The following is a 10879-nucleotide window of genomic DNA, read 5'->3' on the forward strand; positions in this document are numbered from 1 at the left end:
CACGTTCGACTGGGATCGGCGATGTGACCGCGCCCCAGGAGCCACCCGACCACGCCACCGGCGTGGGCTCCGGTGGGTCCCCGGCCGGTGACCTCGATCTGCTCCGCTTCCTCGTCGATCACACTCACGCCGCCGACACCTCTGCAGTGTCCGAGGCGGAACTGATCGACCAGATCCAGCAGATCGAGATGCTCCAGGCCTCCCTCGCCGCGTTGCAGGCGAGTCGGATCCGGGCGTTCGCCCAGACGCACATCCAGAACCGGCTCACCGATGACGGGACCGACGGGAGCGACCGCGCCGCCCGGACCGACGTCGAGCGGCTCCACCACCGCAGCGTCGTCGCCCAGATCCAGCTCGCCTGCCGGGTCTCGACCGCCGAAGCCCGCACCCGCCTCGCCAACGCCCGCGACCTGCACACCGGACTCGACCACGTCCGCGGCCTGCACACCGCCGGTGAGCTCAGCGCCGCGAAGGTCACCGCGATCGCCGTCGAGTGCCGCGACCTCGACCCACGCCAGCGCAGGCAGGTCGACACCCGCCTCGCTGCGCACGATCTCACCCGGCTCGGCATCGGCCGGCTCCGCGCGATGACCCGCCGGCTGGTCGCCGAGATCGCGCCCGAACGCTTCCGGGCACGTGTCCGCGCCGCCGCGGCCGAACGTCGGGTCACCCTGCGACCCGCACCGGACGCGATGAGCTACCTCACCGCCTACATCCCCGTCGCACAGGGCGCCGCCTGCCTCGCCGCGCTCCAGAAGGCCTTCGTGCAGGTCCAGGTGGATCCGGCACCGTTGACCCGCAGCCGCGGACAGGTACTCGCCGACACATTGGTCGAACGCCTCACCGGACAAGCCACCGCCACCGCGGTCAACCTGCAAGTCCAGGTCACCGTCCCCGTCCAGGCCCTGCTCGACCCCACCTCCCCACTCCCCGCGGAGATCCCCGGACTCGGACCCGTCCCGGCCGACCTGCTCGCCACCAGCGAGGGCACCGCATCCCTACGGCGGCTGCTCACCGACCAGGGTCTTGTCATCGGCGGCGACTCACGCCAACGCACCTTCACCGGACTGCTCGCCACCCTCGTGAAAGCCCGCGCCGGGAACCGGTGCACCGAGCCCTACTGCGACGCACCCGCCCGCCACATCGACCACATCCACCGCCACACCGACGGCGGACACACCGAACTGGAGAACGGCCGCGGGGTCTGCGAGTTCCACAACCACATCCGCGAACAACCCGGATGGCACATCGCCCGCGCACCCGACGGGACCGTCCTCACGACCACACCCACCGGACACACCTACCGCGGACCGGACTGACCGGAGGATGCGTCTCCGCCCGGCGGGCACGAGATCCCGGCGGTGGACGACGGCACCGCGCCCGGCTCAGCCCAGGTCGGCGCGTACCACCGGCACGACCCGGCGCAGCTGCTCGAGCAGCAGGTCGGCGTCCCGGCCGTCGTGGGCGACGACGAGGTCGACCCGGCTGATCTCGGCTGACATGTCGACCTGCAGCGAGCGGACCTTCCAGCGGCGCGACCGCAGCATGGTGAGGACCTTGTAGAGGCCGTCATCGGCGTCGGTCAGGAGCAGCGAGACGACGTGGCCGTGCTCGGCGGGATCGGTCCCGGTGCGGGCGCGCTCGGCGGTGGGGGCGTTCATCGGATCTCCGGTGTTCGAGGGCGAACGTCAGGATCCGGCCAGGTCCGGCGGGCACCACGTGCCACGCGCCGGCTCCCTGGGTTCAGCCGGCGCGCCGGGTAATGATCCGACCGCGCACGGGTCGAGGGTAACAGCCGTCACCACCCCCGGGCGGAGCCGTGGTGACCGCAACGCGGATGCTGGCGCCGTGCGGTACGTGGCGATCGGGGACAGTTTCACCGAGGGCGTGGGCGACGAGGACGCGGCGGGTGTCCCCCGCGGCTGGGCCGACCGGGTCGCCGCCGGGCTGGCCGGCGCCTCCGGTGAGCCGGTGCACTACGCGAACCTGGCCGTACGGGGCCGGCTGCTGGCCGACGTCGTCGGGCCGCAGCTCGATGCCGCACTGGCGCTGGACCCCGCGCCGACCCTGATCACCCTCAACGGCGGGGGGAACGACATGCTCCGCCCCCGCACCGACGTCGCCGGGCTCGCCGCGCTCACCACCCGCGCCGTCGACCGCTGCGCGGCGGCCGGGGTCCGGCTGGTGCTGCTCAGCGGTGCCGACCCGTCGGACCGGCTTCCACTGGGACGGGTCGTCCACCGCCGCGGCGCGGAGCTGTCGGCGGCGGTGCGCACGCTCGCCGCCACACGCGGACTCACCTTCGTCGACGTGTTCGGCGACACCGAGATCCGCCGGCCCGGCTATTGGTCGGACGACCGCCTGCACCTGGGCACGCCCGGGCATCTGCGCGCCGCGGGAATCGTGCTGGAGGCGCTCGGTGTGCGTGGGGCGACGCCCGCGACGACCGTCGCCGCGGACCCGCCGACCGGACCGGCCGCAGCGCTCGCCTACTACCGCACCCACGTCCTGCCCTGGGTCGGGCGACGTCTGCGGGGCCGGTCGTCCGGGGACGGCCGTCCGGCGAAGGCCCCGTACTGGACGGCCGTCCCGGCGCGCTGAGCTGCGCCGATCCGTGACTGCGCAATCACGGAAGCCGCTGAAAGTGATCACCCCGATGGATCACCGTCCGCCATACCGTTGCGACTGGCAACGATTTCGGTGGAAGGAGCAGACCATGACGGGGATCAGCAGGCGACGGGCCCTGGGCGCGGGTGTCGCAGGGGTGGCGGGGATGGCGGGACTGGCCGCCACGGGCGGGACCGCCGGGGCGGGCGCTCCGACGCCGCCGCGGACCGGGCAGCCCGGCCACCTGTTCCACCTCGCGGCGACCGAGCCCAACACCTTCGACGGCGGGTGGCTGCGCGGGGCGAACGAGCAGAACTTCCCGGTGCTCGCCGGCCAGCAGGGGTCGGTGTACCTGGCCCACCTCGACCCCGGCGGGATCCGGGAGCCGCACTGGCACCCGACCGCGTGGGAGCTGAACTACATCGTCTCCGGTACCGCGAAGTGGACCATCCTCGGCACCCACCCCGACGGCGAGTACCACAACGACGTCTTCACCGCGGAGCGCGGTGACCTCGTGTTCGCGCCGACGGGCCTGTTCCACTACTTCGAGAACGCGTCGACGACCGAGCCGCTCGACGTGCTCATCGTGTTCAACACCTCGACCGCCGAGCCGGACGACGACATCGGCATCGTCGGCAGCCTCAACGCGATCCCGCGGGACGTGCTGGCCGCGTCGTTCGGGGTGCCCGAGTCGGCGTTCGCGCAGGTTCCCCAGCGGATCGAGCCGGTGGTGATCACCCGCCGCCGCTGAGCACCGGGCGCGCTCAACCGGGCGCGCTCAGAGGTCGGCGAGCGCGGACAGCGGCGACTCGACGGCGTCGGCGACGAAGCGGAGGAATCCGCCCGCGGTGCCGCCGTCGCAGACCCGGTGGTCGAACACCAGCGACAGCTGGGTGATCGACCGCGGGACGACCGCGCCGTCGACGACCCACGGCCGCGGCAGCACCCGTCCGACGCCCAGCATCGCGACCTCGGGATGGTTGATGATCGCGGCACTGCCGTCGACGCCGAGCACCCCGTAGTTGTTCAGGGTGAACGACCCGCGGGTCAGCTCGGTGGCGGTGACCGAGCCGTCCCGGGCCGCCGCGGTGAGGCGGCGGATCTCGGTGTCGAGGCCGCGCATCCCGAGACGGTGGGCGTCGGCCACCGAGGGGACGACCAGGCCGCGGTCGGTCTGCGCGGCGATGCCGAGGTGCACCCCGTCGAGGTGCACGATCTGCGCGGACCCGGTGTCGACGCGGGCGTTGAGCTCGGGGAACCGGGCCAGACCGGCGACGACGAACCGCGCCAGGATCGCGAGCAGCCCGACCGGACGGCCGTCGGTGCCGGTGAGCTGCTGGCGCAGGGCGAGCAGGTCGGTGGCGTCGACGTCGACCCAGGTCGTGGCCTCGGGGATCTCGGCGCGGCTGCGGGTCAGGGTATCGGCGACGGCGCGGCGGACGCCGCGGAGCGGCACGACCTCGCGGACCGCGAGCCCGGTGCGGGGGTCGCGGTCCGGTGCGGCCGGGGTCGGACCGGTAGCGGTCGGTCCGGTCGCGGCCGTCGCCATCGCGGCCGTGCCGGTCGCGGCCGTCGTGGTCGGGACGGTGGCTCGTTCCGCGGCGGCGGGCGGCGGGGCGGCAGCGGTCGGTGCGGCAGCGGTCGGTGCGGCAGCGCGGGCCGCGGCGACGGCCACGTCGTGGCGCAGCACCATCCCGTCGGGTCCGGTCCCCTCGACCGTCGCGAGGTCGATGCCGTGGTCACGGGCCAGCCGCCGCACCACCGGCGACTGCACCGGCCGACGCTCGCCCGGTGCGCCGTCGGCGGCCGATGTCGCCGCCGGGACCGCGGATGTCGCTGCCGGGACCGCGGACGGGGGCGACGCGGGGGCGTCCGCGGGTACGGCAGCCGTGGGTGCGGCGGCCGCGGGAGTGGCGGCCGCGGAGGCGCGCTTCACCGCCCGGCGACGCCGGCGGGCCCCCTCGTGCCCGCCGGTCGTCCCGTAGCCGATCAGGACGTTGCCCGACCCGGCGTCCCCGGCGCCCCCGGCGGCCTCGGTGGCCCCGGTGGCATCCCCGACCGACACCAGCGGCTCCCCGACCCGCAGCGTCTCGCCCTCCGCGCCGTGCCGGGACAGCACCGTGCCCGCGTACGGCGAGGGCACCTCGACCACGGCCTTCGCCGTCTCCACCTCGGCGACGGGCTGGTCCACACCGACGGTGTCCCCGTCGGCCACGAGCCAGCGGACCAGCTCGGCCTCGGTCAGCCCCTCCCCCAGGTCGGGCAGGGTGAACACCTGCGCGCTCACGCCGCGTCCTCCCAGCCGAGCGAGTCGACCGCGTCGAGCACCCGGTCCACCCCGGGCAGGTGGTGCTGCTCCAGCTTCGGCGGCGGGTAGGGCACGTCGAACCCGGTCACCCGGCGCACCGGTGCCTCGAGGTGGTGGAAGCAGCGCTCCGAGACCCGGGCGGCGATCTCCGAGGCGACCGAGGCGAACCCCGGTGCCTCCGCGACGACGACCGCCCGCCCGGTCCGGCGCACCTGCGCGCAGACGGTCTCGTCGTCGAACGGGACGATCGACCGCAGGTCGACCACGCCCAGGTCACGGCCCTCCAGGGCGGCCTCCTCGGCGGCGGCGAGCGCGACCGGGACCGTCGGCCCGTAGGCGATGAGCGTCGCGTCGGCCCCGGGGCGGCGGACCACGGCACGTCCGATCGGTGGCACCGGCACCGCCGTGTCGACCTCCTCGGAGGTGAAGTAGTGCTTCTTCGGCTCCAGGAAGATCACCGGGTCCGGGTACTCGATCGCCGCGCGGAGCAGGCCGTGGGCGTCGGCGTTCGTGGCCGGGGCGACCACGGTCAGCCCTGCGGTGTGGGCGTAGTACGCCTCGGAGGAGTCGCAGTGGTGCTCGACGCCGCCGATCCCGCCGGCGTAGGGCACCCGGATGACCATCGGCAGCCGCATCCGGCCCGAGGTGCGGTTGCCGAACTTCGCGACGTGGCTGACGATCTGCTCGAACGCCGGGTAGGCGAACGCGTCGAACTGCATCTCGACGACGGGCCGCAGCCCGTTCATCGCCATTCCCACCGCCGTGCCGACGATGCCGGACTCGGCGAGCGGGGTGTCGAAGCAGCGGTGCTCGCCGAACTCGGCGGTGAGCCCGTCGGTGACCCGGAAGACCCCGCCGAGCGGGCCGACGTCCTCCCCGAACACGACGACGGTCGGGTCGGCGGCCATCGCCTCGCGCAGCGCGGTGTTGATCGACTGCGCCATCGTGAGCTTCACGGGACCGGTGTGCACGGTGTCGGTGTTCGCGGTGCCGGTGTTCACGGCGTGACCTCCAGCTCGGCACGCAGCTGGTCGCGCTGCTCGCGCAGCTGCGGGGTGGGGTGGGCGTAGACGTGCGCGAACAGCTCCTCGGGGTCGACCGGGGACTCGGCCGCAATGCCGGCGCGCAGGTCGGCGGCCATCTGCTCGGTCTCCTCGACGAGAGCGCGCTCGGCGTCGTCGTCGAGCAGGCCCTCGGCACGCAGCCGGGCGCGCAGGCGCGCGAGCGGGTCGCGGGCGGCCCAGGAGGCGACCTCGCCGTCGCTGCGGTAGCGGCCGGCGTCGTCGGCGTTGGTGTGGGCGTCCATCCGGTAGGTGTCGGCCTCGACCAGCGTGGGGCCGTCGCCGGCGCGGGCCCGCTCCACGGCGTCGTCGAGCACGGTGAGCAGGGCGGCGAGGTCGTTGCCGTCGACCCGGACACCGGGCATGCCGTAGCCGACCGCCTTGTCCGCGAGGCTGGCGGCGGCGCTCTGGCGGTGCAGCGGCACCGAGATCGCGTACTTGTTGTTCTGCACCAGGAACACCACCGGCGCCCGGAAGACCGCGGCGAAGTTCAGCGCCTCGTGGAAGTCGCCCTCGCTGGTGGCGCCGTCGCCGCAGAGCGCCAGGACGGCGTCTGGCTCGCCCTTGAGCCGCGCGGCGTGGGCGACGCCGACCGCGTGCAGCAGCTGCGTCGCGAGCGGGGTCGCCTGCGGGGCGACGCGGTGGGCGGCGACGTCGTAGCCGCAGTGCCGGTCCCCGCGCAGCATCGTGAGGACCTCGACCGGGTCGACACCGCGGGCGACGATCGCGGCGGTGTCGCGGTAGGTCGGGAAGAGCCAGTCGCCGTCGGACAGCACCATCGCCGCGGCCACCTGGCAGGCCTCCTGCCCGCGCGAGGACGGGTACACGGCCAGGCGTCCCTGCCGGACCAGCGCGCCGGCCTGCTCGTTGAGCCGACGGGCGCGCACCAGCCCGCGGTAGCCGGCGAGCAGCCGGTCGGGCGACGGGAGCTGGGCCCCGGGAACCGTGGTGCCGTCGGGCTCCACGAGGCGGACGGTCTCGTGCCGGTCGTCCACGACGACTCCCTTCCGTGCGGACACAGTGCTCCGAGAATGGCGCATGATCCGTACGATCAGCCTGGATCGGGGAGAGGACGAGACGATCGGCCCTGAGTGCGACACCGCCCCGGACGAGTGGTCCCGGGCACCGTCGCCCGGCGGGTCCCGGCGAGACGAACGGAGGCGGCGGTGCTCGACGACATCGACCGGCGGATGGTCGCGGAGCTGCAGCACGACGGCAGGCTGACCGGGCGCGCGCTGGCCGAGCGCCTGACGATCTCGCGGGCGAACGCCTACGCCCGCCTCGCCCGGCTCGTCGACGACGGCGTGATCACCGGGTTCACCGCCGTCGTCGACCCGCACCGGGTGGGGCTGCACACCTCGGCGTACGTGACGCTGACGGTGCGCCAGAACAGCTGGCGCGAGCTGCGCGAACAGCTGCGCGCGATCCCCGAGGTCCGGCACATGGCGTTGGTCGGCGGGGACTTCGACGTGCTGCTGCTGGTGCGCACCACCGGCAACGACGCGTTGCGCAGCGTCGTGCTCGAACGCCTGCAGGCGCTCCCGACGGTCGTGTCGACGCGGACGATCCTGATCTTCGAGGACGAGTCCCGCTAGCTCCGGGCGGGTGTCTCCTGCTCGGACCAGTCGGTGTCGAGGAGCCGGCGCAGCGCGTCCACCGGCTGGGCGCCCGCGACGCCGTAGCGGTCGTCGACGACGAGGAACGGCACCGAGGTGATGCCGAGGCGGCGGGCCATGTCCTCGTCGGCGCGGACGTCGTCGAGGTACCGGTCGGAGCCGAGCACGGCGCGCGCCCCGCCGTCGTCGAGACCGGCGGCCACCGCGATCCGGGCGAGCGCCTCGGGATCGCCGATCGGCTCGCCGTCGGTGAACGAGGCGCGCAGCAGCCGCCCCTTCAGCGTGTCCTGCAGCGCGGACCCGCCGGTCGCCCAGGCGTGGTGGAGCAGCCGGTGGGCGTCGACGGTGTTGCCGTGGCGGGCCCGGTCGAAGCGGAACTCCAGCCCGTCCGCGGCCGCGGTGGCGGTGACCTGCTCCTCCATCCGGCGGGCCGCCGCGACGCTCACGCCGTACTTGGCCGCCAGGTGCTCGGCGCGGTCACCGGGCTGCTCGCGCGGCGCGGCCGGGTCGAGCTCGAAGCTGCGCCAACGCAGTGTCACCTCGTCGCGGTGCGCGAAGCCGGACAACGCCGTCTCCAGGCGCGCCCGCCCGATCGCGCACCACGGACAGACGACGTCGGACCAGATCTCGAGCTTCACGACCGGTCGCAACCCGCGCGGGACCCGCGGCATTCCCGCGCCGGGCAGGTCAGGCCCTCGGCTCCCGCCGGTCCTTGAGGCGCTGCAGCTTCCCGACCGAGCGCTCCAGGGTGTCCGGGTCGACGACCTCACAGGTCACCGAGATCCCGACGGTCTCCTTCACCGCGCGCACGAGCTCGGCGGCGGCCGGGTCGCGGCGGTCGGCGGGGGTGTCGCCGCGGGCCTCGACGCGCACGGTCATCGCGTCGAGCCTGCCCCGGGTCGTCAGCTCCAGCTGGAAGTGCGGCGCGAACCCGGGCGTGCGGAGCACGATCTCCTCGATCTGGGTCGGGAACACGTTCACCCCGCGCAGGATGATCATGTCGTCGGACCGGCCGGTGATCTTGGCCATCCGCCGCATCTGCGGCCGCGCGGTGCCCGGGAGCAGCGTCGTGAGGTCGCGGGTGCGGTAGCGGATGATCGGCAGCCCCTCCTTGGTGAGGCTGGTGAACAGCAGCTCGCCCTCGGCGCCGTCGGGCAGCGGAGTGCCGTCGAGCGGGTCGACGACCTCGGGCAGGAAGTGGTCCTCCCAGATGTGCAGGCCGTCCTTGGTCTCCACGCACTCCTGCGAGACACCGGGTCCCATGACCTCGGAGAGCCCGTAGATGTCGACGGCGTGGATGCCGGCCCGCTCCTCGATCTCGGCGCGCATCCGTTCGGTCCACGGTTCGGCGCCGAGGATCCCGACCTGCAGGCTCGTGGCCCGCGGGTCGACGCCCTGGCGCTCGAACTCGTCGAGCAGGGTCAGCATGTAGCTCGGGGTCAGCATGATGACCTCGGGGGCGAAGTCGCCGATGAGTTGCACCTGGCGCGGGGTCATGCCGCCCGAGACCGGGATGACGGTCGCACCCAGCTTCTCCGCGCCGTAGTGCGCGCCGAGCCCGCCGGTGAACAGCCCGTACCCGTAGGCGACGTGCACGCGGTGGCCGGGGCGCCCGCCCGCGGCCCGGATGGACCGCGCGACGAGCCCGGCCCACCGGTCGAGGTCGCCCGCGGTGTAGCCGACGACGGTCGGGCGGCCCGTGGTGCCCGACGACGCGTGGATCCGTGCGATCCGCTCCCGGGGCACCGCGAACATGCCGAACGGGTAGGTCTCCCGCAGGTCGGCCTTGGTCGTCGTGGGGAACTTCGCGATGTCGGCGAGCTCGCGGCAGTCGTCGGGGTGCACGCCGTGCTCCTCGAACCTCCGCCGGTAGTGCGGGACGTTGTCCCAGGCGTGCCGCAACGTCCACTGCAGACGCCCCAGCTGCAGGGTGCCCAGCTCGTCGACCGACATCCGCTCGGCCGGGTCCAGCAGCTCCGCCGGGGGCGCGTCGCCGAGGCGCCTGGTGGCCGCGGTCATCACGCGTCCTTCTTCGCGACGAGGGTGAGCACGTCGTAGCGGGCGACGGACTCGCCGTCCTGCCGCGTGACGTCGGCGTCCCAGCGGACCTCGCCGTACCCGGCGGACTCGCGCGGGGTGAGCTGCTTGCAGGTCAGCGTGACGGTGAGCTCGTCATCGAAGCGGACCGGAGTGAGGAACCGCAGCCCGTCGACGCCGAAGTTCGCGAGCACCGGGCCCGGGTCGGGGTCGACGAACAGCCCGGCGGCGAGGGACACGACCAGGTAGCCGTGCGCGACGCGCTGCCCGAACAGCGGATTCGCCGCGGCGGCTGCCTCGTCCATGTGCGCGTAGAACGTGTCGCCGGTGAACTCGGCGAAGTGCTCCACGTCCTCCCGGGTCACCCGGCGCGGGCCGGCGACCAGGCAGTCGCCCGGGCGCAGCTCCTCCAGGTGCTTGCGGAAGGGGTGCACGTCGGTGGTGTGGCGCTGCGCTCCGGTGACCCAGCGGCCGGTGATCGCGGCGAGCGAGTCGGGGTCGGCCTGGACCGCGGTGCGCTGCATGTGGTGGAACACCCCGCGCACGCCGCCCATCTCCTCGCCACCGCCGGCCCGGCCCGGTCCGCCGTGGACGAGCTGCGGCAGCGGCGACCCGTGCCCGGTGGACTCCCCGGCGTCGCGGGCGTTGAGCACGTGCACGCGGCCGTGGAACGGGGCGACGCCGAGCACGACCTCGCGGACGAACGCGGGGTCGGCGGAGACGACGGAGCCGGCGAGCGAGCCCTGGCCGCGGGCGGCGTAGTCGATCAGCTCGTCGGTGGTGTCGTAGGGCAGCACGGTCGACACCGGGCCGAACGCCTCGACCTCGTGCGGCTCGGCGCGGTCCGGGTCGCCGACCAGCAGCAGCGGGGAGACGAACGCGCCGCGGTCGGCGTCGGCGCCGGTCACCTCGACGCGGTGCGGGGTCGCGAAGAACACGATCCGGCCGGCGTCGCGCAGGGACTTCCACGCTGCGGCGGACCTCCTCGCGCTGGTCGAGGCTCTCGCCGAGCGCCCCCATCCGGACACCCTCGGCACCGGGCGCACCGACCACGACCGTCGCGAGCCGCGAGGTGACCGCCTCGACGACGGCGTCGACGTGCGCGCGGGCACGAAGGCGCGCCGGATCGCGGTGCACTTCTGTCCGGCCTTGACCGTCATCTCGGTGGTGAGGGCCTTCACGAACAGGTCGAACTCCGCGGTGCCGGGCGTCGCGTCCGGGCCGAGCGCGGCCAGGTTCAGCGAGTCGGC

The 10879-nt window shown here is 74.1% G+C and carries 11 protein-coding genes; 4 read left to right on the forward strand and 7 right to left on the reverse strand.

Annotated features, from left to right (window positions below; translation table 11 throughout):
* Positions 1 to 23: 23 nt before the first annotated feature.
* Complete coding sequence (locus tag KPL57_RS25625; protein ID WP_226353474.1) at positions 24 to 1319, forward strand: HNH endonuclease signature motif containing protein; 1296 nt, start codon at positions 24 to 26, stop codon at positions 1317 to 1319.
* A gap of 66 nt (positions 1320 to 1385) precedes the next feature.
* Here the strand turns inward: KPL57_RS25625 and KPL57_RS25630 are convergent, their stop codons facing one another.
* On the reverse strand, positions 1386 to 1661 hold the full coding sequence (locus KPL57_RS25630; RefSeq protein WP_226353475.1) for an ACT domain-containing protein: 276 nt from the start codon (positions 1659 to 1661) through the stop codon (positions 1386 to 1388).
* Between the two features lie 196 nt (positions 1662 to 1857).
* Between KPL57_RS25630 and KPL57_RS25635 the strand changes: the two genes are divergently transcribed.
* Both KPL57_RS25635 and KPL57_RS25640 read left to right on the forward strand, forming a co-directional pair.
* Positions 1858 to 2601, forward strand: coding sequence for an SGNH/GDSL hydrolase family protein (locus KPL57_RS25635; RefSeq protein ID WP_226353476.1), 744 nt, complete (start codon positions 1858 to 1860; stop codon positions 2599 to 2601).
* Positions 2602 to 2716: 115 nt separating this feature from the next.
* On the forward strand, positions 2717 to 3358 hold the full coding sequence (locus tag KPL57_RS25640; RefSeq protein WP_226353477.1) for a cupin domain-containing protein: 642 nt from the start codon (positions 2717 to 2719) through the stop codon (positions 3356 to 3358).
* Positions 3359 to 3385: 27 nt separating this feature from the next.
* Here the strand turns inward: KPL57_RS25640 and KPL57_RS25645 are convergent, their stop codons facing one another.
* From KPL57_RS25645 to pdhA, 3 genes are read right to left on the reverse strand one after another with little or no spacing between them, the layout of a single operon-like run.
* Entirely contained in the window at positions 3386 to 4894 is a 1509-nt protein-coding gene (locus KPL57_RS25645; RefSeq protein ID WP_226353478.1) for a dihydrolipoamide acetyltransferase family protein, read from the reverse strand.
* The gene (locus tag KPL57_RS25650; protein WP_226353483.1) at positions 4891 to 5859 is read right to left on the reverse strand and encodes an alpha-ketoacid dehydrogenase subunit beta; all 969 of its coding nucleotides are present in this window, start codon (positions 5857 to 5859) and stop codon (positions 4891 to 4893) included. Before KPL57_RS25650 ends, KPL57_RS25645 begins: the two co-directional genes overlap by 4 nt.
* A 53-nt stretch (positions 5860 to 5912) precedes the next feature.
* Positions 5913 to 6971, reverse strand: a complete 1059-nt coding sequence (pdhA, locus tag KPL57_RS25655; RefSeq protein WP_374111602.1) for a pyruvate dehydrogenase (acetyl-transferring) E1 component subunit alpha — start codon at positions 6969 to 6971, stop codon at positions 5913 to 5915.
* A gap of 171 nt (positions 6972 to 7142) precedes the next feature.
* On the opposite strand from pdhA, the gene KPL57_RS25660 reads away from it, so the two are divergent.
* A complete protein-coding gene (locus KPL57_RS25660; protein WP_043276485.1) occupies positions 7143 to 7571 on the forward strand; it encodes an Lrp/AsnC family transcriptional regulator in 429 nt (142 codons plus the stop codon).
* On the opposite strand, the gene KPL57_RS25665 is transcribed toward KPL57_RS25660, so the two are convergent.
* The 3 genes from KPL57_RS25665 to KPL57_RS25675 form a co-directional block, all read right to left on the reverse strand.
* Positions 7568 to 8230, reverse strand: coding sequence for a DsbA family oxidoreductase (locus KPL57_RS25665; RefSeq protein ID WP_226353479.1), 663 nt, complete (start codon positions 8228 to 8230; stop codon positions 7568 to 7570). The genes KPL57_RS25660 and KPL57_RS25665 overlap by 4 nt on opposite strands.
* Positions 8231 to 8279: 49 nt before the next feature.
* Positions 8280 to 9611: a phenylacetate--CoA ligase PaaK gene (paaK, locus tag KPL57_RS25670; protein ID WP_226353480.1), complete on the reverse strand. Its 1332-nt coding sequence runs from the start codon at positions 9609 to 9611 to the stop codon at positions 8280 to 8282.
* Positions 9611 to 10879, reverse strand: a 1269-nt coding sequence (locus tag KPL57_RS25675; RefSeq protein WP_226353481.1) for an aldehyde dehydrogenase family protein, incomplete at its 5' end; no start/stop codon positions are given. The genes KPL57_RS25675 and paaK, both read right to left, overlap by 1 nt.

The sequence above is a fragment of the Pseudonocardia sp. ICBG601 genome (assembly GCF_020496245.1).

Coding starts and splice junctions, on each gene's coding strand:
- KPL57_RS25630 (WP_226353475.1), bottom strand. CDS start 1,661: ATGAACGCCCCCACCGCCGAGCGCGCCCGCACCGGGACCGATCCCGCC.
- paaK (WP_226353480.1), bottom strand. CDS start 9,611: ATGACCGCGGCCACCAGGCGCCTCGGCGACGCGCCCCCGGCGGAGCTG.
- KPL57_RS25640 (WP_226353477.1), top strand. CDS start 2,717: ATGACGGGGATCAGCAGGCGACGGGCCCTGGGCGCGGGTGTCGCAGGG.
- KPL57_RS25650 (WP_226353483.1), bottom strand. CDS start 5,859: ATGGCGCAGTCGATCAACACCGCGCTGCGCGAGGCGATGGCCGCCGAC.